The sequence below is a fragment of the Pseudomonas sp. NPDC089428 genome (assembly GCF_044749325.1).
Taxonomy (GTDB): Bacteria; Pseudomonadota; Gammaproteobacteria; order Pseudomonadales; family Pseudomonadaceae; genus Aquipseudomonas.
In genome coordinates this window covers 82,316-104,276 of record NZ_JBIVHT010000009.1, presented here as the reverse complement: position 1 = coordinate 104,276, position 21,961 = coordinate 82,316, and the positions used below count along the sequence as shown (strand labels likewise).

19 protein-coding genes and 1 pseudogene are annotated in these 21,961 nt (G+C 64.9%); 17 read left to right on the top strand and 3 right to left on the bottom strand.

The genetic code is table 11. The features are described from left to right. Positions 1–2: 2 nt before the first annotated feature. From paaH to ACIPZ5_RS18115, 14 genes and pseudogenes are all read left to right on the top strand, one after another. Positions 3–1,520 (top strand): 3-hydroxyacyl-CoA dehydrogenase PaaH, encoded by a 1,518-nt coding sequence (gene paaH, locus ACIPZ5_RS18180; RefSeq protein ID WP_400809956.1) that lies wholly within the window; start codon positions 3–5, stop codon positions 1,518–1,520. Next, positions 1,513–1,968, top strand: coding sequence for a hydroxyphenylacetyl-CoA thioesterase PaaI (gene paaI, locus ACIPZ5_RS18175; protein WP_261939934.1), 456 nt, complete (start codon positions 1,513–1,515; stop codon positions 1,966–1,968). Before paaH ends, paaI begins: the two co-directional genes overlap by 8 nt. After that, on the top strand, positions 1,961–3,181 hold the full coding sequence (gene pcaF / locus ACIPZ5_RS18170; RefSeq protein WP_400809954.1) for a 3-oxoadipyl-CoA thiolase: 1,221 nt from the start codon (positions 1,961–1,963) through the stop codon (positions 3,179–3,181). Before paaI ends, pcaF begins: the two co-directional genes overlap by 8 nt. 124 nt (positions 3,182–3,305) lie before the next feature. Then, a complete protein-coding gene (paaK, locus tag ACIPZ5_RS18165; RefSeq protein ID WP_400809952.1) occupies positions 3,306–4,625 on the top strand; it encodes a phenylacetate--CoA ligase PaaK in 1,320 nt (439 codons plus the stop codon). Positions 4,626–4,872: 247 nt separating this feature from the next. Next, positions 4,873–5,862, top strand: a complete 990-nt coding sequence (gene paaA, locus ACIPZ5_RS18160) for a 1,2-phenylacetyl-CoA epoxidase subunit PaaA (RefSeq protein ID WP_261939937.1) — start codon at positions 4,873–4,875, stop codon at positions 5,860–5,862. A 25-nt stretch (positions 5,863–5,887) separates the two neighbouring features. Continuing rightward, positions 5,888–6,169, top strand: a complete 282-nt coding sequence (gene paaB / locus ACIPZ5_RS18155) for a 1,2-phenylacetyl-CoA epoxidase subunit PaaB (protein ID WP_004374528.1) — start codon at positions 5,888–5,890, stop codon at positions 6,167–6,169. An 8-nt stretch (positions 6,170–6,177) separates the two neighbouring features. After that, positions 6,178–6,936, top strand: a complete 759-nt coding sequence (gene paaC / locus ACIPZ5_RS18150) for a 1,2-phenylacetyl-CoA epoxidase subunit PaaC (protein ID WP_261939938.1) — start codon at positions 6,178–6,180, stop codon at positions 6,934–6,936. Beyond that, positions 6,923–7,456: a 1,2-phenylacetyl-CoA epoxidase subunit PaaD gene (gene paaD, locus ACIPZ5_RS18145; RefSeq protein ID WP_400809950.1), complete on the top strand. Its 534-nt coding sequence runs from the start codon at positions 6,923–6,925 to the stop codon at positions 7,454–7,456. The genes paaC and paaD overlap by 14 nt, the downstream gene beginning before the upstream one ends. A 15-nt stretch (positions 7,457–7,471) precedes the next feature. Further along, entirely contained in the window at positions 7,472–8,548 is a 1,077-nt protein-coding gene (gene paaE / locus ACIPZ5_RS18140) for a 1,2-phenylacetyl-CoA epoxidase subunit PaaE (protein ID WP_400809949.1), read from the top strand. A gap of 144 nt (positions 8,549–8,692) precedes the next feature. After that, entirely contained in the window at positions 8,693–9,001 is a 309-nt protein-coding gene (locus ACIPZ5_RS18135) for a DUF485 domain-containing protein (protein ID WP_400809948.1), read from the top strand. Then, positions 8,992–10,560, top strand: a pseudogene (locus tag ACIPZ5_RS18130) (cation acetate symporter); the annotation flags it as partial. The gene ACIPZ5_RS18135 and the pseudogene ACIPZ5_RS18130, both read left to right, overlap by 10 nt. A 27-nt stretch (positions 10,561–10,587) precedes the next feature. Next, a complete protein-coding gene (locus tag ACIPZ5_RS18125; RefSeq protein ID WP_400809947.1) occupies positions 10,588–11,820 on the top strand; it encodes an OprD family porin in 1,233 nt (410 codons plus the stop codon). 24 nt (positions 11,821–11,844) lie between these two features. Then, on the top strand, positions 11,845–13,896 hold the full coding sequence (gene paaZ, locus ACIPZ5_RS18120; protein ID WP_400809945.1) for a phenylacetic acid degradation bifunctional protein PaaZ: 2,052 nt from the start codon (positions 11,845–11,847) through the stop codon (positions 13,894–13,896). A gap of 293 nt (positions 13,897–14,189) precedes the next feature. Then, positions 14,190–14,489: a hypothetical protein gene (locus ACIPZ5_RS18115; protein ID WP_313711937.1), complete on the top strand. Its 300-nt coding sequence runs from the start codon at positions 14,190–14,192 to the stop codon at positions 14,487–14,489. Here ACIPZ5_RS18115 and ACIPZ5_RS18110 read toward each other — a convergent pair. Then, a complete protein-coding gene (locus ACIPZ5_RS18110) occupies positions 14,476–16,137 on the bottom strand; it encodes a hybrid sensor histidine kinase/response regulator (RefSeq protein ID WP_400809944.1) in 1,662 nt (553 codons plus the stop codon). The two genes, ACIPZ5_RS18115 and ACIPZ5_RS18110, sit on opposite strands and share 14 nt — an antisense overlap. A 116-nt stretch (positions 16,138–16,253) precedes the next feature. Between ACIPZ5_RS18110 and ACIPZ5_RS18105 the strand changes: the two genes are divergently transcribed. Together ACIPZ5_RS18105 and ACIPZ5_RS18100 are read left to right on the top strand one after the other, a co-directional pair. Then, positions 16,254–16,868, top strand: coding sequence for a response regulator transcription factor (locus tag ACIPZ5_RS18105; protein ID WP_261939946.1), 615 nt, complete (start codon positions 16,254–16,256; stop codon positions 16,866–16,868). Between the two features lie 151 nt (positions 16,869–17,019). Then, positions 17,020–17,190, top strand: a complete 171-nt coding sequence (locus ACIPZ5_RS18100) for a hypothetical protein (protein WP_400809943.1) — start codon at positions 17,020–17,022, stop codon at positions 17,188–17,190. A gap of 3 nt (positions 17,191–17,193) precedes the next feature. On the opposite strand, the gene ACIPZ5_RS18095 is transcribed toward ACIPZ5_RS18100, so the two are convergent. Together ACIPZ5_RS18095 and ACIPZ5_RS18090 are read right to left on the bottom strand one after the other, a co-directional pair. Next, a complete protein-coding gene (locus ACIPZ5_RS18095) occupies positions 17,194–17,463 on the bottom strand; it encodes a DUF6555 family protein (RefSeq protein ID WP_400809941.1) in 270 nt (89 codons plus the stop codon). A gap of 202 nt (positions 17,464–17,665) precedes the next feature. Beyond that, positions 17,666–17,881 (bottom strand): general stress protein, encoded by a 216-nt coding sequence (locus ACIPZ5_RS18090; RefSeq protein ID WP_261939949.1) that lies wholly within the window; start codon positions 17,879–17,881, stop codon positions 17,666–17,668. Positions 17,882–18,190: 309 nt separating this feature from the next. On the opposite strand from ACIPZ5_RS18090, the gene ACIPZ5_RS18085 reads away from it, so the two are divergent. Next, positions 18,191–21,952, top strand: coding sequence for a CheR family methyltransferase (locus ACIPZ5_RS18085; RefSeq protein ID WP_400809939.1), 3,762 nt, complete (start codon positions 18,191–18,193; stop codon positions 21,950–21,952). Positions 21,953–21,961: the final 9 nt, after the last annotated feature.

Sequence of the window (21,961 nt, the reverse complement as noted above, 5' to 3'; positions counted from 1 at the left end):
ACATGAAGCCACTCGACAGCAACGCCCTGGTGGCGGTGATCGGTGCCGGTGCCATGGGGGCCGGTATTGCCCAGATCGCGGCCCAGGCCGGTCACCCGGTGAAACTCTATGACAACCGCCCTGGCGCCGCCGCCGAAGCGGTAGCCGGCATCGATTGCCAACTCGGGCGCCTGGTGGAAAAAGGCAAACTGCAGCCAGACGCTCGTGAAGCAATCAGCGCGCGGCTGCAGCCGGTAGACGCTATCGAAACCCTGGCCGACGCCAAGCTGGTGATCGAGGCCATCGTCGAGAACCTGCAGGTCAAGCAACAGCTGCTGCGGCAACTGGAGGGTCTGTGCCAGCAGGACTGCATCCTCGCCAGCAATACCTCGTCGCTGTCGATCACCAGCCTTGCGGCAGGCCTGCAACGGCCACAGCAGGTGGTCGGCATGCACTTCTTCAACCCGGCACCACTGATGGCGCTGGTGGAGATCGTTTCTGGCCTGGCAACCGAGCCTGCTATCGCCAGCACGCTGTATGACACCGCCAAAGCCTGGGGCAAAAAGCCTGTGCACACGCGTTCTACCCCTGGCTTCATCGTCAACCGCGTGGCCCGGCCGTTCTATGCCGAAAGCCTGCGCCTGCTGCAGGAAGGTGCCGCCGATTGCGCAACGCTGGATGCCCTGCTGCGCGACGCCGGCGGCTTTCGCATGGGCGCATTCGAACTGACCGACCTGATCGGCCATGACGTCAACTACGCCGTTACCTGCTCGGTCTTCGACGCGTTCTATGGTGACTTCCGCTTCCAGCCCTCGCTGGTGCAGAAGGAGCTGGTGGATGCCGGGCGCCTGGGGCGCAAGAGCGGCCAAGGCTTCTACAGCTACGCCGATGGCGCCGAACGCGCAGCGGTGGCCGAACTGCACAGTTCGGCAAACGCCGAATGCTGCGTGGTCGAAGGCAACCTGGGGGCCATGCAGCCGCTGCTGGCGCGCTTGCGTGACAACGGCCTGGTCATCACCGAGCGGGCAGGCAACGGCCTGCTGCGCACCGGTGACGCCACCCTGGCCCTGTCCGACGGCCGCCTGGCCAGCCAGCGGGCCCGTGAAGATGGCCTGCGTAACCTGGTGCTGGTCGACCTCGCACTGGACTACCAGGCCGCCACACGCATCGCCATCAGCTGGTCAGCCGACACCACTGCCGCGGCGCGTGACCAGGCGGTGGCGCTGCTGCAGCGCGCCGGCTTGAAGGTGACCGGCATTGCCGACCTGCCCGGCCTGGTGGTGCTGCGCACCGTGGCCATGCTCGCCAACGAAGCGGCCGACGCGGTGCTGCAGGGTGTTGGCAGCGCCGCCGACATCGACCTGGCCATGTGCGCCGGGGTCAATTACCCGCGTGGCCCGCTGGCCTGGGCCGAGCAGCTTGGCGTCGATTACACCCTGCGCGTGCTGGAACACCTGCAAGCCAGTTACGGCGAAAGCCGCTACCGGCCTTCCCTGCTGCTGCGGCGCAGCCGCGAACAAGGAGCAAACCTGCATGACTGACCTGCAGCGTCATCCTGATGAGCTGGCCCAGGCCTGTGCCGCGGCAATGTATGCCCGCGACCCGGCCACCCAGGGCCTGGGCATCACCCTGCTCGACATCGGCCCCGGCCGGGCACGCCTGAGCATGCCGGTGCGCGCCGACATGCTGCAAGGCCACGGCACCTGCCATGGCGGCTTCCTGTTCGCCCTGGCCGACTCGGCGTTTGCCTTTGCCTGCAACAGCCACGACAAGGCCACGGTGGCCCAGGGCTGCAGCATCGACTATGTCGCCCCGGCGCTGGCAGGCGACGTGCTCAGCGCTGCAGCGATCGAACTCAGCCGTAAAGGCCGCACCGGCCTGTACGACGTGCGCATCCACAACCAGCGCGGCGAGCTGATCGCCCTGTTCCGCGGCAAATCCTACCAAGTGCGCGGCACCGTGCTCGCGCAGGAGACCCAAGATGACTGAAGCCAAGCCCCTCGATGCCCTGATCATCGATGCCGTGCGCACCCCCATCGGCCGATACGGTGGTGCGTTGAGCAGCGTGCGTGCCGACGACCTGGCCGCCGTGCCGATCAAGGCCCTGATGGCCCGCCACCCGGAACTGGACTGGCAGGCCATCGACGACGTGATCCTCGGCTGCGCCAACCAGGCCGGTGAAGACAACCGCAACGTCGCCCGCATGGCTGGCCTGCTGGCCGGGTTGCCGATCAGTGTGCCGGGCACCACCCTCAACCGCCTGTGTGGCTCGGGCCTGGACGCCATCGGCAGTGCCGCCCGCGCCCTGCATTGTGGCGAAGCCGGGCTGATGCTGGCCGGTGGCGTCGAGTCGATGTCACGGGCGCCGTTCGTCATGGGCAAGTCGGAGCAGGCGTTCGGCCGCAGCGCCGAGCTGTTCGATACCACCATTGGCTGGCGCTTCGTCAACCAACGGATGAAAGACGCCTACGGTATCGACTCGATGCCGGAAACGGCAGAAAACGTCGCCGAGCAATTCGGTATTTCCCGTGCCGACCAGGACGCCTTTGCCTTGCGCAGCCAGCACAAGGCCGCAGCGGCCCAGGCCAATGGCCGCCTGGCACGGGAAATCGTGCCGGTGGAAATCGCCCAGCGCAAAGGCCCGGCCCTGCGTGTCGAGCAGGACGAGCACCCGCGTGCCGAAACCACCCTGGAACAGCTGGCCAAACTCGGCACGCCGTTCCGCCAGGGCGGCAGCGTCACCGCTGGCAATGCCTCGGGCGTCAATGACGGCGCCTGCGCCCTGCTGCTGGCCAGCAGCGAGGCCGCTCGCCGCCATGGCCTCAAGGCCCGCGGCCGTATCGTCGGCATGGCGGTCGCCGGGGTCGAGCCACGCATCATGGGCATCGGCCCTGTGCCGGCAACCCGCAAGGTGCTGCAACTGACCGGCCTGTCACTGGCCGACATGGATGTCATCGAACTCAACGAAGCCTTCGCCGCCCAGGGCCTTGCGGTACTGCGCGAGCTGGGCCTGGCCGACGATGATCCACGGGTCAACCCCAACGGTGGCGCCATCGCCCTGGGCCACCCGCTGGGCATGAGCGGTGCGCGGCTGGTCACCACCGCCCTGCACCAGCTGGAACAAACCGCCGGCCGCTACGCGTTGTGCACCATGTGCATTGGCGTTGGCCAAGGCATTGCCATGGTCATCGAGCGCCTCTGAGCGGTTCAGACCATCGGCTTGTTACCGAACGCGACGCCGCCCGTTATGCTGCGTCCATGACACTCACGATAAGCTGCCTGGCCAGTGCCAGCGGCCGACGTACAAGAACAATTCGAGTGAAGCCATGAACATGTACCATGATGCCGATCGTGCCCTGCTGGACCCGATGGAAACCGCCAGTATCGACGCCCTGCGCCAGCACCAGCTGGAGCGGCTGCGCTGGAGCCTGAAACACGCCTACGACAAGGTGCCGCTGTACCGCAAGCGTTTCGACGAATGCGGCGCCCACCCTGATGACCTGAATTCCCTCGACGACCTGGCGAAGTTCCCCTTCACCGGCAAGAACGACCTGCGCGACAACTACCCCTATGGCATGTTCGCGGTGCCCCAGGAAGAGGTGGTGCGCCTGCACGCCTCCAGCGGCACCACCGGCAAGCCGACCGTGGTCGGTTACACGCAGAACGACATCGACACCTGGGCCAACGTGGTCGCCCGCTCGATCCGTGCCGCCGGCGGGCGCAAAGGCGACAAGGTGCATGTGTCCTACGGCTATGGCCTGTTCACCGGCGGCCTGGGTGCTCATTACGGTGCCGAACGCCTGGGCTGCACGGTGATCCCGATGTCTGGCGGCCAGACCGAGAAGCAGGTGCAGCTGATCCGCGACTTCCAGCCCGACATCATCATGGTCACGCCGTCCTACATGCTCAACCTCGCCGACGAGATCGAGCGCCAGGGCATCGACCCCAATGACCTGAAGCTGCGCCTGGGCATCTTTGGCGCCGAGCCATGGACCGACGAGCTGCGCCGCTCCATCGAGCAGCGCCTGGGCATCGATGCCCTGGATATTTATGGCCTGTCGGAGATCATGGGCCCGGGTGTGGCCATGGAATGCATCGAGACCAAGGATGGCCCGACCATCTGGGAGGACCACTTCTACCCCGAGATCATCGACCCGGTGACCGGCGCGGTGCTGCCGGACGGGCAACTGGGCGAGCTGGTGTTCACCTCGCTGAGCAAGGAAGCGCTGCCGATGGTGCGCTACCGCACCCGTGACCTGACCCGCCTGCTGCCGGGCACGGCGCGGCCGATGCGGCGCATTGGCAAGATCACCGGGCGCAGTGACGACATGCTGATCATTCGCGGGGTGAACGTGTTCCCGACACAGATCGAGGAGCAGGTGCTTAAAATAAAACAGCTTTCAGAGCTTTATGAGATTCATCTGTATCGTAATGGCAACCTGGACAGCGTCGAGGTGCACGTGGAGTTGCGTGCGGAATGCCAGCACCTGGATGAGCCGCAGCGCAAGCTGGTTGTTGGTGAGCTGGGTAAGCAGATCAAGACCTATATCGGCATCAGCACCCAGGTGATTTTGCAGCCTTGCGGTACGCTCAAGCGCTCCGAGGGCAAGGCTTGCCATGTGTTTGACAAACGGTTGGCCAGCTGAGTATTCGGCTGCCTTTTCGGCCTCGGCATCGTCCGGGGCTTTTTTTTGTCCGGCGCGAGGGTTTCTGCGCCTGTGAGACCATGCGCCGCGCGGGCGGCGCTCGATTTCAGCCCCACCCCTGACCCCGAGCCAAACACCCAGCCAAACACCAAAGCGACACACAAATCTCATCTGATACACACAAAACAGTTTGACGTTATGTTTTGTATCGCTTACAAATGGCTCATGCCTTAGCAGGAGTCGGAACATGTACGCACAGCTAGTGGAAACCGGAGTCAAGCGCGTCAAGTCGCTGGAAGAGATGTCACCCGAAGAGCGCAACTTCCAGGAAAAGATCGATGCCGAAATCAAGATCGAAGCCAAGAACTGGATGCCCGAGGCCTACCGCCAGACCCTGATCCGGCAGATCTCCCAGCACGCCCACTCGGAAATCGTCGGCATGCTGCCCGAAGGCAACTGGGTCACCCGTGCCCCCAGCCTCAAGCGCAAGCTGCAGCTGATGGCCAAGATCCAGGACGAAGCCGGCCACGGCCTGTACCTGTACAGCGCCATGGAAACCCTCGGTGCCGACCGCGACGAAGAGATCGCCAAGCTGCACAGCGGCAAGGCCAAGTATTCGAGCATCTTCAACTACCCGACCCTGAGCTGGGCCGACATGGGCGCCGTGGGCTGGCTGGTCGATGGCGCTGCCATCGTCAACCAGGTGGTGTTGCAGCGCACTTCCTACGGCCCCTACTCCCGCGCCATGATCCGTATCTGCAAGGAAGAGAGCTTCCACCAGCGTCAAGGCTACGAACTGCTGCTGACCATGATGCGCGAGGGCACCCAGGCGCAGAAGGACATGGTCCAGGACGCCATCAACCGCCTCTGGTGGCCAGCGCTGATGATGTTCGGCCCAAGCGACGAGCATTCCCCCAACAGCGCCCAGTCGATGGCCTGGAAGATCAAGCGCCAGACCAACGACGAGCTGCGCCAGCGCTTCGTCGACCAGACCGTGCCCCAGCTCGAACTGCTCGGTTGCACCGCCCCCGACCCGGATCTGAAGTGGAACGCCGAGCGCGGCCACTACGACTTCGGCGAGATCCAGTGGGACGAGTTCTACGAAGTCATCAAGGGCAACGGCCCCTGCAACCAGGAACGCGTCGCCACCCGGCGCAAGGCCATCGAGGATGGTGCCTGGGTGCGCGAAGCGGCCGTGGCCTATGCACGCAAGCAACAGAACAAGAACGCCGCCTGAGCGGCGATTGATGCGGAGATCGAAAATGTCTGTCTGGACCCTCTACGAAGTGTTCGTGCGCAGCAAGCACGGCCTTAACCACAAGCATGTCGGCAGCGTGCATGCCGCCGACGCCGCCATGGCCATCGAGAACGCCCGCGAGCTGTACACCCGCCGCAGCGAAGGCGTGAGCCTGTGGGTGGTGCCGTCGGCGCTGATCACCGCCTCCTCGCCCGACGAGAAAGACCCGCTGTTCGCCCCCTCGGACGACAAGGTCTACCGCCACGCCAGCTTCTACGAACTGCCCGACGAAGTCGGGCACATGTGAGGTTGGCCATGCACAAGCACGATCTGATCCCGTATTTGCTGCTGCTCGGCGACAGCGCCCTGATCCAGGGCCAGCGCCTGTGCGAATGGTGCGGCCACGCGCCGGCACTGGAAGAAGAACTGGCGTTGATGAACGTCGGCCTCGACCTGGTGGGCCAGGCGCGCAACTGGCTGGAGTACGCCGCCGAGCTGCTGGACGACGGCCGCGACGCCGATGCCCTGGCGTTCCGCCGCGACGAGCGCGCATTCCGCAACCTGCTGCTGGTCGAGCAACCCAATGGCGACTTCGCCGTGACCATGACCAAACAGTTCCTTTACGACGCCTGGCACCATGCCGTGCTGCAGGGCCTGGTCGAATCGAACGACGAACGTATCGCTGGCATTGCCGCCAAGGCCTTGAAAGAAGTCACCTATCACCTGCGCCGCTCTGCCGAATGGGTGCAGCGCCTGGGTGGCGGCACCGAAGAAAGCCGCCGGCGCATGCTCGACGCGATCCCGGCGCTGTGGCGCTTCACCGTAGAGCTCAGCGCCGGCAGCGACAACGAGGTGCAACTGGCACAGGCGGGCATTGCCGCCGACCCGGCGGCGGTCGCTGCGGCCTGGCTGAAACAGGTGAGCGCGATCTTCGAATCGGTCGAGCTGCCGCTGCCCAAGGCCGCCAGCCACTTCTACCTCAACGGCCGCCAGGGCCTGCACACCGAGCACCTGGGCTTGCTGCTGGCAGAAATGCAGTTCCTGCCAAGGGCCTACCCCGATGCAACCTGGTGAGCTGATTGCCGGCGACCGCGGCGCCCGCGCCCAGCAAAGCGGCGACCTGGCAAAGGCCTGGGAGGTACTGGGCCAGGTCATGGACCCGGAAGTGCCCGTGGTCAGCGTGGTCGACCTGGGGATCGTGCGCGATCTGGGCTGGCGAGCCGGCCACCTGCACCTGGTGGTTACGCCGACCTATTCCGGTTGCCCGGCCACCGAGGTGATCGAGGGTGATATTCGCCAGGCGCTGGAGCAGGCCGGCTTCACCGCGCCGGACCTGGAGCGCCGGCTGACCCCGGCCTGGAGCACCGACTGGATCAGCGAACTGGGCCGCGAACGCCTGCGCGCCTATGGCATCGCCCCGCCGCAAGGCAGCGCCAGCAAGCGCAGCCTGCTCGGCGAAACCCCAGACGTGTGCTGCCCGCAATGCGGCAGCCGCCATACCGAATTGCTCAGCCAGTTCGGCTCCACGGCCTGCAAGGCGCTGTATCGCTGCCGCGATTGCCTGGAGCCGTTCGACTATTTCAAATGCATTTGAGCCGTGGAGACCACCATGAGCCAGTTTCACAGCCTGACCATCAAGCAAGTGCGCAACGAGACCCGTGACGCCGTGTCGATCGCTTTCGACGTGCCGGCGCACCTGCAGGAGGCCTTCCGCTTCACCCAGGGCCAGTACCTGGTGATGCGCACCCAGCTGGGCAACGAAGAAGTCCGCCGTTCCTACTCCATTTGCAGCGCCGTGCAGGATGGCGAGCTGCGGGTGGCCGTCAAGCGCGTGCCCGGTGGGCGCTTCTCCGCGTTTGCCAACGAAGTGCTCAAGGCCGGCCAGCAGCTGGACGTGATGCCGCCCTCGGGCAGCTTCTTCGTGCCGCTGGACCCGGCGCGCCAGGGCAATTACCTGGGCGTGGCCGCCGGCAGCGGCATTACGCCGATCCTGTCGATCATCGCCACCACCCTGGCCCGCGAGCCGCACAGCCGCTTCACCCTGCTGTACGGCAACCGCTCCAGTTCCGGCGCGCTGTTCCGCGACAAGCTCGAAGACCTGAAAAACCGCTACCTCGACCGCCTCAACCTGATTTTCGTGTTCAGCCGCGAGCAGCAGGATGTCGACCTGTACAACGGCCGCATCGACGCCGAAAAGTGCGGCCAGCTGTTCTCGCGCTGGATGGACGTGTCTGGCCTTGACGCCGCGTTCATCTGCGGCCCGCAGGCGATGACCGAGACCGTGCGCGACAGCCTGCAGGCCAACGGCATGGCCAAGGAGCGCATCCACTTCGAACTGTTCGCCGCCGCCGGCAATGAAGCCCGTCGCGAAGCCCGTGAGGCCGCACGCCAGGTGGATTCGGCGCTCAGCCATATCACCGTGATCAGCGACGGCCGCGCGCTGAGCTTCGACCTGCCGCGCAACACCCAGAACGTGCTGGATGCCGGCAATGCCATCGGCGCCGAACTGCCCTACTCGTGCAAGGCCGGGGTGTGCTCGACCTGCAAGTGCCGGGTGATCGAGGGTGAGGTGGAGATGGACAGCAACCATGCCCTGGAGGACTACGAAGTGGCGGCCGGGTATGTGCTGTCGTGCCAGACCTACCCGGTGAGCGACAAGGTGGTGCTCGACTTCGACCAGCTCTGATACCGCGTCGCCTGCATCGCGGATAAATCCGCTCCTACAGGTACAGCGCCGGCCTGTAGGAGCGGATTTATCCGCGAGAGGCCATCAGCAACACCCCAAAGTGACCTGATTACAACAATTACAAAACCAAAGAGATCGCTTGCCATGACCCCGGAACACATCGAAAGCATCGCCAACCACCCCGACTTCCAGCACCTGGTCCAGCGCAAACGCCGCCTCAACGGCGGCCTGACCCTGGCGATGCTGGTCATCTACTACGGCTTCGTCCTGCTGGTGGCGTTCTCGCCGAGCACCCTCGGCCAGTCCCTGAGCGGCGGCGTGACCACCGTCGGCATGCTGGTTGGCGTGCTGATGGTGCTGCTGTCGTTCGCCCTTACCGGCATCTACGTGCACTGCGCCAACAACGTGCTCGACCCGCTCAACGACAAGGTCAAGCAGGAGTGCGCACAATGAACTGGACTGCCATCTCGATGTTCATGGTGTTTGTCTGCTTCACCTTGCTGGTGACCCGCTGGGCAGCCCTGCGTACTCGTTCGGCCAGTGACTTCTACACCGCCGGCGGCGGCCTGACCGGCATGCAGAACGGCCTGGCGATCGCCGGGGACATGATCAGCGCGGCGTCGTTCCTCGGCATATCCGCGATGATGTTCCTCAATGGCTACGACGGCCTGCTGTATGCCCTGGGGGTGCTGGCCGGCTGGCCGATCATCCTGTTCCTGATCGCCGAGCGCCTGCGCAATCTGGGCAAGTACACCTTCGCCGATGTGGTGTCGTATCGCCTGGCACAGACCCCGGTGCGTCTGAGTTCGGCGTTCGGCACCCTGGTGGTGGCGCTGATGTACCTGGTGGCGCAGATGGTCGGTGCCGGCAAGCTGATCGAGCTGCTGTTCGGCATCAGCTACCTGTACGCGGTGATGCTGGTCGGTGTGCTGATGGTCGCCTACGTCACCTTCGGCGGCATGCTGGCCACTACCTGGGTGCAGATCATCAAGGCGGTGATGCTGCTGTCCGGTACCAGCTTCATGGCCTTCATGGTGCTCAAGCACTTTGGTTTCAGCACTGAAGCGATGTTCGCCAGCGCCGTGGCGGTGCACGCCAAGGGCCAGGCGATCATGGCCCCGGGCGGCCTGCTGTCGAACCCGGTGGATGCGATTTCGCTGGGCCTGGGCATGATGTTCGGCACCGCCGGCCTGCCGCATATCCTGATGCGCTTCTTCACCGTCAGCGACGCCAAGGAAGCGCGCAAGAGCGTGTTCTATGCCACCGGTTTCATCGGCTACTTCTACCTGTTGCTGATCGTCATCGGGTTCGGCGCCATCGTCATGGTCGGTACCGAGCCTGCGTATCGCGACGCGGCGGGCGCCATCATCGGTGGCGGCAACATGGTCGCCGTGCACCTGGCCCAGGCCGTGGGTGGCAACCTGTTCCTCGGCTTCATTTCTGCCGTGGCCTTCGCCACCATCCTGGCCGTGGTGGCCGGGCTGGCGTTGTCCGGTGCCTCGGCGGTGTCCCACGACCTGTATGCCTGCGTGGTGCGCAAGGGCCAGGCCAGCGAACAGGAGGAAATGCGCGTGTCGCGGATCGCCACCCTTGTCATCGGCATGCTCGCCGTGGTGCTGGGCCTGGTGTTCGAGTCGCAGAACATCGCCTTCCTGTCCGGCCTGGTGCTGGCAGTTGCCGCTTCGGTCAACTTCCCGGTGCTGCTGCTTTCGATGTTCTGGAAGGGCCTGACCACCCGTGGCGCGGTGTGCGGCAGCATGGCCGGGCTGGTTTCGGCGGTGGTGCTGGTGGTGCTCGGCCCTGCGGTGTGGGTCAACGTGTTGCACAACCAGACGGCACTGTTCCCCTACAGCAACCCGGCGCTGTTCTCGATGAGCCTGGCGTTCCTCGGCGCCTGGGCGTTCTCGGTCAGCGACAGCTCGGAGCGGGCCAAGCAAGAGCGCGGCCGTTACCTGGCGCAGTTCATCCGCTCCATGACCGGTATCGGCGCCGCCGGCGCCAGCAAGCACTGATCTTTGACAATGTCGGGTATAACAACAATGAACCGCATGCACCTCAAATCGGCCGCCTGGCTGGCCACCCTCGCCCTGCCCTTGCCGGCGCTGGCGGACTTCATCGACGACAGCCACGCTCGGCTGGAACTGCGCAACCACTACATCAACCGCGACTTCCGCCAGAGCACCGCGCCCCAGGCCAAGGCCGAGGAATGGGCCCAGGGCTTTACCGCGAAAGTGGAATCGGGCTTCACCGAGGGGCTGGTCGGTGTTGGCCTCGATGCCATGGGCCAGCTGGGCGTCAAGCTCGATTCCAGCCCTGACCGGCGCAACACCGGCCTGTTGCCGTTCGGCGCAAGCAGCCATGAACCGGTCGACGACTACAGCGAACTGGGGCTGACCGGCAAGGTGCGGGTGGCCAAGAGCACCCTGCGCCTGGGCACCCTGCAGCCGATATTGCCGGTGGTGGTGTACAACGACACCCGCCTGCTGGCCTCGACCTTCCAGGGTGGCCAGCTGACCAGCCAGGACATCGACGGCCTGACCCTCAACGCCGGGCGACTGAGCAAGGTCAACCTGCGCGATTCCTCCGGCCGCGACGACATGGGCTATGGCGCCGCTACCAGTGACCACCTCGACTTTGGCGGCGGCAGCTACGCGCTCACCCCGCAGACCAGCGTCAGCTATTACTACGCCAAGCTGCAGGACATCTACCGCCAGCAGTTTGTCGGCCTGATCGATACCCGCCCGCTGGGCGAGGGCCTGAGCCTGCGTAGCGACCTGCGCTACTTTGACAGCCGAGACGATGGCGCCCAGCGCGCCGGCAAGATCGACAACCGCAACTTCAACGCCATGTTCACCCTCGGTGTGCGGGCCCACAAGTTCACCGCCACCTGGCAACAGATGTCCGGCGACAGCGCCTTCCCGTTCGTCAACGGCGGCGACCCGTTCACCGTCAACCTGGTGACCTACAACACCTTCACCCGCGCCGGGCTGGACTCGTGGCAGCTGCGCTACGACTACGACTTCGTCGCCCTGGGCATCCCCGGCCTGAGCTTCATGACCCGCTACACCGATGGCCGCCACGCCGAAACCGCCACGCTCAGCAATGGCCGCGAGCGCGAACGCGACAGCGACCTCACCTATGTCATCCAGAGCGGCCCGTTCAAGGACGTCAGCCTGCGCTGGCGCAACGTCACCTTCCGTTCCGGCAATGGCCTGACCAACGCCGTGGACGAAAACCGCCTGATCATCGGCTACACCCTGGCGCTGTGGTAATAGCGCCCACACGAGGAAAACAGCATGTCTGACGCCCCAACCCTGCAGAGCTTCATCGCCGGCCGCTGGATCGGCCAGCACGGCGCCCAGGCCCTGCGCAGCGCCCTGGACGGCCATGTGCTGGCCTACAGCCACGAAGAACGCCCGGATTTCGCCGAGGCTGTGGCATTTGCCCGCGCGCGCGGCCTGGCCGAGCTGATGGCCATGGACTTCCAGCAACGCGCCCAGCGCCTCAAGGCCATGGCCCTGTACCTGGCCGCGCGCAAGGAACAGCTCTACGCGCTGTCGCACCATAGCGGTGCCACCCGCGCCGACAGCTGGATTGACATCGAAGGCGGCAACGCCACGCTGTTCAGCTATGCCGGCATCGGCAGCCGTGAGCTGCCATCGGGCAACCTGGTGCACGAAGGCCCGGCGATCCCGCTGGGCAAGCAGGGCCACTTTGCCGGTAGCCACATCCTGGTGCCGCGTGCCGGCGTGGCCGTGCACATCAACGCCTTCAACTTCCCGATCTGGGGCATGCTGGAAAAGTTCGCGCCGACCTTCCTGGCCGGCATGCCGTGCATCGTCAAGCCCGCTACCTCCACCAGCTACCTGACCGAAGCCGTGGTGCGCCTGATGAACGACTCCGGGCTGCTGCCAGCGGGTAGCCTGCAACTGGTGATCGGCAGCACCGGCGACCTGCTCGACCGCCTGCAGGGCCAGGACGTGGTGACCTTCACCGGCTCTGCCGACACGGCCGCGAAACTGCGCGTCACCCCCAACCTGATTCGCAACTCGGTGCCGTTCACTGCCGAGGCCGACTCGCTCAACTGTGCCATCCTCGGCCCGGATGTAAGCCCGGACAGCGAAGAGTTCGAGCTGTACATCAAGGAAGTGGCGCGGGAAATGACCACCAAGGCCGGGCAGAAGTGCACCGCCATCCGCCGTGCCATCGTCCCGGCCAGGCATATCGATGCGGTGGCTACCCGCCTGCGCGAGCGCCTGAGCAAGGTGGTGGTCGGTGATCCGTCGGTGGAAGGCGTGCGCATGGGTGCCCTGGCCTCCCACGACCAGCAACGCGACGTCGGCGAGCGCGTGCGCAGCCTGCTGCAGAGCTGCGACCAGCTGTTTGGCGCCAACGACGGCTTTGCCCCGCGTGGCGAAGGCGTTGCCGAAGGCGCGTTCTTCGCCCCCACCCTGTTGCAAGCGCGCGACCCGCATGCCGAGGGCGGTGCCCATGACATCGAGGCGTTCGGCCCGGTCAGCACGCTGATGGCCTACGACGACCTGGACGAAGCCCTGGCCCTGGCCGCCCGCGGCAAAGGCAGCCTGGTGGCGACCCTGGTTACCGCCGACCGCGCCGTGGCCGCCAAGGCCATTCCTGCGGCCGCCGCCTGGCACGGGCGCCTGCTGGTGCTCGACAGTGAAGCGGCCAAGGAGTCCACCGGACACGGCTCGCCGCTGCCGCAACTCAAGCACGGCGGCCCTGGCCGCGCCGGGGGTGGCGAGGAGCTGGGAGGCCTGCGTGCGGTCAAGCACTACCTGCAGCGCGCCGCGGTGCAAGGCTCGCCAAGCATGCTGACGGCCGTGACCGGCGAATACGTGCGCGGCGCCGAAGTGATCGAGACCGAGGTACACCCGTTCCGCCGCTACTTCGACGACCTGCGCATCGGTGAATCGCTGCTGACCCACCGGCGCACCGTGACCGAAGCCGACCTGGTCAACTTTGGCTGCCTGTCGGGTGACCATTTCTACATGCACTTCGACGAGATCGCGGCGAAGGAGTCGCAATTCGGCAAGCGCATCGCCCATGGCTACTTCGTGCTTTCCGCCGCCGCCGGGCTGTTCGTCTCGCCAGGTGCCGGGCCGGTGCTGGCCAACTACGGGCTGGACACCCTGCGCTTCATCAACCCGGTCGGGATCGGCGACACCATCCAGGCGCGGCTGACCTGCAAGCGCAAGATCGACCAGGGCAAGACCAGCCCGCTGGGGCAGCCGCAAGGTGTGGTGGCCTGGGATGTGGAGGTGACCAACCAGCTCGGTGAGCTGGTGGCCAGTTATGACATTCTGACCCTGGTTCTGAAAAAAACCTGACCTGCTCTGAAACAGTGATCTGCCGGTTTTGTGAAAACCTCAATCTGAGATCTGTTCGCCAGAGGCATATAGCCTGTGCCGGCCTCTTCGCGGCTGAAGCCGCTCCTACAAGTACAGCGCAAACCTCAAGCCATGTGCGGTCCCTGTGGGAGCGGCTTTAGCCGCGAAGAGGCCGGCACAGGCAGCACGTAAAGGCACATAGCCACCTCGTACATCTGCCCTAATGCCCTGCCCGCTCCTCGGCGCTATAGTCCGGCCACCCGCCACACCCTACGCCAAGGAAGCCATCCACCATGAAACCCGCCAAACTCCTGCTCAGCGCCGCTGTCCTGTTCACCGTCGCCGGCTGCCAGACCATCAAACCTTCCGACCAGACCCTCAAGGAGCGTGCCGAGTTCGCACTCAACACCCCGGTCAGCAAGGTCGCCAATGTGCGCAGTGACAGCACCATCACCTACTACACGGCTACCACCGCCAAGGGCGAGTACAACTGCCAGATGCCCAGCGGTGCCATCGTCGCGGTGGGCAGCATGGGCCTCTATGAACCGACCCCGTCCTGCCTGAAGGAAGGCCAGGCGATCATCCTGCAGTGATGCCGCCTCTGCCCTCGGCGCCGCGCTCCCGCTCCGGCGCCGCCGGCACCTCGCGCAAGGCCCAGAGGGCCGCGCGCAATTGCGCCGGGCGCACAGGCTTGGCCAAGAGCTCGATATTGCGCCCCTGCACGATCGCCTGGATCTTCTCCAGGTCATGCCCGGTCATGATCAATGCCGGCACCTCCCAGCCGCGCTGTGCGCGCAGGTTGTCGATGCAATCGACCCCGGTGGCCTCCTGGCCCAGGTCGTAGTCGGCGACAATCACGTCACACGCGCTGACCAGCCCCTGGGGGGAAGCATGCGCTTCAACTTCGCAGCCCCAGCGCTGCGGCAGCGCCGAAGTCGCACGCAGGACGTTGTGATCATCCTCCACCAGGCACACCTTCAGGCCACTGAACATCGCGCTTTGCAACACCTGCTGGTCGCTGCTGCGGGCCACCGGTTGTGCCGCCAGGCGCGGCAAGCCCTGCAGGCTCACCGCCGTGCCACGCCCCACGTGCGAACGCAGCTGCACCTGCAACCCCATCAACTGCCCCAGGCGCTTGACGATCGAAAGGCCCAGGCCAACCCCCTCGACATCCTTGTCCCGTACCTGGCGTACCCGGTAGAACTCTTCGAAGACCAGGCCCTGATGCGCCTCATCGATCCCGCGCCCCTGATCATGGACCACGATGGCCAGGGCCTGACCCTGACGTCGCACGCCAATCAGCAACGGCCGCCCGGCGGCGTACTTGAAGCTGTTGGACAGCACGTTCTGCACCATGGTCGCGAGCATGCCGCGGTCGGCACGGGTCCAGTAACGGCTGGGGCGCAGGCGCATTTCCACGCCAGCCCAGCGCGCCGCCTCGGCGTTCTGGCGCAGCAGTTCGGCCAAAAACTCATGCAAGGCAAAGACCTCGTACTTCGGCTGCACGCGGCCATTGTCCAGGGTGTACAGGTCGAGGATCGAGCGGAACAGCTGCGATACGTTGAGCAGCGAGCGGTCGATGCTATCCACCAGGCGCCGCTCCTGCTCGGCCAGCGGCGCTTCACGCAGGCACGCGGTGAACAGGCCGATGGAGTGGATCGGTTGGCGCAGGTCATGGCTGGCCTGGGCCAGAAAGCGCGATTTCTCCCGGTTGGCCGCCATCGCCAGCTCCGAGGCCTTGCGCGTGCGCTCCAGCAGGATATGGGCGTACAGCGGGATCACCGTACTGGTGGTGAGCAGCATCAGTACCATGAACGGGTTGGCCTGCCAGTAAGGGTTGAGCTGGTACACCGCGACCAGTGCGGTCAGCGCCAGTACCGTGGCGACGGCCAGGTAACGGGTACCGAAACGCATGCCGTTGCCGAGGTTGACCCAGACCATCACCGCATACAGTGGCAGCGCCGCTTCGCCGCCAAGCACCAGGCCGAAGCAGGTGCCGGTGTAGTCGTGCACGATGCCCAGCACCCGCCGCCACGGGTAGTGCCCAGGCCAGCGGGCGATGGCCTGGCGCAGGCCGATCGACAGCGCGATAAAGCTGATGATGTAGTAGATCACCGGCAGGTAGCTGTCGATCGATTCACCCGGCAGAAAACCCAGCACGGTGATGTAGACCAGTGCGCAACTGGAGACGATGACGCGCAGGTTAGCCTGGTCGAGTTCGGTGTTCTTGTTGTAGTCCATGGTCGACGTCCTTGTGCACGGGGTCGCATAAACGCCCTCTTGGCGCAGCATTCGCCGTGGTCGCCTGCTAAGTTAGCATGGTCGGGAAAACCGTCGTTCACAGGGAGTGTCAGGACGTGACGTGCCGCATCATCGTGGCGGACGACCATCCGCTGTTCAGGGAAGCCATGGTCCGTACCGTGCAGCGGGTACTGCCACAGGCGCAGCTCGAAGAAGCCGGCGACCTGCAGCAGGTGCTGTCGCTGGCCCGCCAGGGCGAGGTGCCGGACACGCTCATTCTCGATCTGCGCTTCCCGGGGCTCGATTGCCTCGAACGGCTGGCCGAACTGCGCCAGCTGTTGCGCCGTACCACCCTGATCATCGTGTCGATGGTCGATGACCCGGCGCTGATCGAACAGGTCATGGCCAGTGGCGTGGATGGCTTCATCGGCAAGAGCGTTGCCCCCGACGAGCTCGGGGAGGCGATTCTGGCCATCCGTGACGGCGAAGTGCTGGTCAGGTATAGCCCTTCGGGGTTGTTGCCGAGCCTGGGCAATGCCAGCGAGCTGGAACAGCTCACCCACCGCCAGCACGAGGTGCTGCGCCTGATCGCCCAAGGCAAGACCAACAAGGAAATCGCCCGCGCCCTGGACATCTCGCCGTTCACCGTACGCATTCACGTGTCGTCTTTGCTCAAGGCCCTCAATGTCACCTCGCGCACGGCGGCAGCAGTGAAGTACAGCGGCACCTGATACCGTCGGTCGGTGCCAATGGGGTTGCGACTGATCATGCCGGGGTGCCCGGCACTCTCAATCCATGAGGGGTGGTCAATGGCATTGCCCCTCACTCCTGTGCCTGGCCCACCGTTGGGTGGGCCTTTTTTCAACGAGCGAGGGTGCCATCATGAATCTGATACTGCACATGGGCGGCGGCAGCGCCCAGGACGACTGGCCGGAACTGGAGCCGGCCAACGGCAATGACCGGGCAGACGACCCGGATACCGATCCTGACCTCACAGATGACCAGCAGAACCGTCCCGGGGTGCCTGCCAGCGACCCCGAATCCGGTGCATGAAGATCAGTTGGTCACACTGGAATCACTGACTGCCTGGCTGGGCCGACTTCCGGACAGCCGCCAACTCACTGCGGTTATCCCGTAGCGCTCGGCCATCGGCCGGCTGACTTTCCTGATCTTCTCTCGCCCGAATTTCGGGATGATACCGATCCCTGCATCACAACTTGCCCAGTGCCAGGCTTCGGCGTTATCGATCTTCTCGAGCCGGATAATGAAGCTGTGTGGCTGGCCATGCAGCAGGTAATCGATAATGTACAGCTGGGGACTAGGCATCGCGCGGCCCTCCTCTTCTCCATGGATGACACTGTCATGGAGTGACGCTGCCTGGGAAAGATTCAAAAAGATTGTCCAACAATTCAAATGGCGGGGTCAGGTACCTCGATGACCTTGCGACAACGCGCCTGTTGGTCGGCGAACGCCCATACGAGCAGGCAGGCGGCCCGCCAGCCGCGCCGACGGGCCCCGGCGAACGTGGTTACGGTTGCTGCTGGCGGCCTCCGCCGTGGCTGTTCTGCCCGCCCTTGCGGCCAGCTTCCGATGCCCGTTGCCGGTCGTTGGCGAAGTTGCCACCTGAGGCCTGGCCACCCTTGTGGCCGGCACGGGAAGCCCGCTCGCGGTCATTGGCGAAGTTGCCAGGATTGGTCTCCTTGGTGCCGCCGCGTTGTCCGGTCCGTTGTTGATCACCAGCCATGTCGTTTCTCCTTGCGATGCGGATGGATTGGGCGCATGAAACGGTGCCATGCCTTAGTTCCGAACAAGCGATGGCGAGGTCTGCTCAATCCGATTGCGTGCCCCTGACGGGCGGCGCCAAAGGCCATCGGAAGAAATGCTTGCGCAAGGGGGTTTTGCATCCGGCAATTTTCCTGAATGCCAATTGTCACAACTGCAAGCGGCCTCACACTGCATTGCCTCGCGGCTGAGCCGGCGAGCGGCCTATAATGCTCGCCCAGCTGCCCGGCGACGCTTCGTAGGGCACCCCAGGTCTGCATAAGGCTTTTCCATGACTGAGCAACCCGCATCGCCGCAAAACCCCGCGCTGAGCCCCAGCCACCTGGACTTCCCGGTAGTCGGCATCGGCGCCTCGGCTGGCGGGCTGGAAGCCATCCGTACCTTGTTCCAGCAGATGCCCGGCGATTGCGGCATGGCCTTCGTGGTGGTGTTGCACCTGTCGCCCGACCACCAGAGCGTGGCCGACCGGATTATCCAGGAAGCAACGCCGATGCCTGTGCGCCAGGTCACCGAGCCCGTGCCGATCGAGCGCAACCATGTCTACGTGATATCCCCGGCCAACCGCCTGTCCACCAACGATGGCTACCTGCGCGTCACCCCTGCCAACCGCCGACGCGGCGACCACGTGGCGATCGACCTGTTCTTCCGTGACCTGGCCGACGTGCACAAGGACCACGCCTTCTGCGTGGTGTTGTCAGGCACCGGTGCCGACGGCGCGGTCGGCCTGTCGCGGATCAAGGAACAAGGCGGAGTGACCCTGGCGCAGACCCCGGACGACGCCCAGTACGACAGTATGCCGCGCGCGGCCATCGAAACCGGCATGGTCGACGTGGTGCTGCCGGCTGCCGAGATGCCACAGAAGCTGATGGAGCTGTGGCGCACTGCGCGCCAGGTGAAACTGCCGGAAATCGAAGACGATACCCTGCCCCCAGCCCTGGGCACCCGCGCCGGCGATGCCCAGGCCGCAGAGCCCTTGCTCGACGAGATCCTGCTGCAACTGCGCAGTGCCACCGGCCATGACTTCCAGCATTACAAGCGCGCCACCGTCCTGCGGCGGATCGAGCGCCGCCTGCACGTGACCGGCCAGACTGATCTTGGCGGTTACCTGCGCTACCTGGAACAGCACACTGGCGAAGCCCGAGCGTTGCTGGGCGACATGTTGATCGGCGTGACCAATTTCTTCCGCGACCGCGAGGCGTTCGAGTCGCTGGAGCGCCATGTGCTGCCGCAACTGGTCAGCGAAGGCGAAGACAATCGCGAGATCCGCATCTGGTCGGCCGGCTGCTCCACCGGCGAAGAGTCCTACAGCCTGGCCATGCTGGTAACTGAGCAGCTGGCCCTGGAGCAACGTGCAAGCAAGGTCCAGGTATTCGCCACCGACCTTGATGAACGCGCCATCGGCATCGCCCGCGCGGCTTCCTACCCCGAAGCGATCGTCACCGACGTGCCGCCTACCCGGCTGCGCCAGTTCTTCGTCAAGGAAGACCAGCACTACCGGGTGCGCAAGGAGGTCCGGGAGAAGGTGCTGTTCGCCCGCCACAACCTGTTGTCGGACCCGCCGTTCTCGCAGATCGACCTGATCGTCTGCCGCAACCTGCTGATCTACCTGGACCGCGAAATCCAGCACGACATCCTGCAGATGTTCCACTATGCCCTGCGCAGCGGTGGCTACCTGTTTCTGGGCACGTCCGAATCGGCCGATGTGGCCGGCGAACTGTTCGTCCCGGTGGACAAGCGCAACCGTATCTTCCGCGCCCGTGACGTCAGCCCGGCCGGCCGCAGCTCCGGCCGGCAGTTGCCCGGTGCGAACATGGCCACTCTGGCCCAGGTGCTGCAGGCCAAGGCCAAGCCCGGGCGCAAGCCGTCCTATGCCGAAATGCACCATCGGGCCCTGGCCCGGCGCACGCCACCAAGCCTGATCATCGATGGCGACGGCAATATCCTGCACATGAGCGACGGCGTCGGGCTTTACCTGCAACTGACAGGAGGCGAGCCGAGCCGCAACCTGCTCAACCTGGTACTGCCGAGCTTGCGCCTGGCCTTGCGCAGCTCGCTGTTCCAGGCCCGTCAGGGCACCGAGGCCGTCACCTCGCGGCCGGTCGACCTTGGCGATGACGAAAACCGGCAGCAGGTGGAGATCACCGTGCAACCCTTCAAGGACGAGCACAACACCGGCGAATGCCTGCTGGTGGTGTTCGAGGCGCGAGCGCCCGACCCAACGCTGCCGCTGCCCGGGGTCATCCGCCAGACCGACAGCATGGTCCTGCACAACCTGGAGCGCGAATTACAGCGTACCCGCCTGCAATTGCAGGAAACCATCGAGCAGTCGGAGATTTCCAGCGAAGCGCTGACCGCCTCCAACGAAGAAATGCAGGCCATCAACGAAGAACTGCGCTCGGCCAGCGAAGAGCTGGAAACCAGCAAGGAAGAACTGCAGTCGATCAACGAGGAGCTGCTCACCGTCAACTACGAGCTCAAGACCAAGGTCGAGGAAACCGACAAGGTCAACGACTACCTGAGCAACCTGATCGCCTCGACCGACATCGCCACGGTGTTCGTCGACCGCAACCTGCACATTCGCTGGTTCACCCCGCGCGCCACCGATCTGTTCAACATGCTGCCGGTGGATACCGGCCGCTCGTTGCTGGATATCACCCACCGCCTGGATTACCCGTCCCTGGCCGATGACGCCCGTGCCGTGGCCAAGGGTGAAACCATCATCGAACGCGAGATCGGTGCCCAGGACGATCACTGGTACCTGGCGCGCCTGCTGCCCTATCGGTCAAGCGAGCAGAAGATCGACGGCACCGTGCTGACCTTCATCGACATCAGCAAGAACCACGCCGCGGAAGAGCGCGTGCGCCTGGGTGAAGAGCGCCTGAGCAAGCAACTGGCCGAATCGCAGAGCACCAGCCACATGAAGGATGAGTTCTTCGCGGTGATGTCCCACGAACTCAAGCACCCGCTCAACCTGATCCAGCTCAATGCCGAAATCCTCCGCCGGCTCCCCTCGATCAAGAACATCGGCGCTGCCAGCAAGGCCGTTGCCACCATCTGCGAAGCCGTGTCCAGCCAGGCTCGGATCATCGATGACTTGCTCGACGTGGCGCGTATTCGCACCGGCAAGCTCAAGCTCAAGACCGAGCCGGTGGACCTCGGTGCCATCGTTCGGGGCATCCACGCGGTGGTGCTCAACGAGCAGCATCCGTGCCCGGTGCGCCTTGAGCAACCCGCCGATGACTTGCCGCTGATGATCGAGGGTGACGTGACGCGCCTGGAGCAGATCGTCTGGAACCTGTTGAACAATGCACTTAAGTTCAGCCCGCCAGGCGGCGACATTCGCCTGGTGCTGAGCCACGACGAAACCCAGGCACGTCTGCAGGTAATAGACCAGGGTGTGGGCCTGAGCCACGACAACCTGGAGCATATCTTCGACCTGTTCAGCCAGGCGCCGCAGTCCGCCAGCCATGGCCGTGAAGGCCTCGGCATCGGCCTGTCACTGGTACGCCAGCTCGCCGAAGCCCATGGCGGCAGTGTCGAAGCCAGCTCGGCGGGGCTTGGCAAGGGCTGCACCTTTACCGTGCGCCTGCCGTTGTGCGACACCGGTCTGCAACTGCAGTCCGATGCCCCCGAACCTTTCAGCGAGGGGCGGCTGCAAGGCACGACGGTATTGCTGGTCGACGACTCGACCGATGTACTGGAGGTCATGCAACAGTTGTTGGAGATGGAAAGCGCCGAAGTCTCGGCCTACAGCGACCCGCTGAAGGCGCTGCAGGCCGCAGCCAGCGGCCACTATGACGTGATCATCTCGGACATCGGCATGCCGGTGATGGACGGCCACGCGCTGATCAGGGCCCTGCGCGGCCTCGCCCACCTGCGTCACACGCCGGCAATTGCCCTCACCGGCTACGGTGCCAGCGCCGACCAGCACAAGTCGCGTCAGTCTGGCTTCGATCGCCATCTGAACAAGCCGGTAGGCTATGACGAGCTGGTCGACGCCATCGAGGCCCTCAGCGGCTCGGTGCCCTGCTGAGCCGCTTGC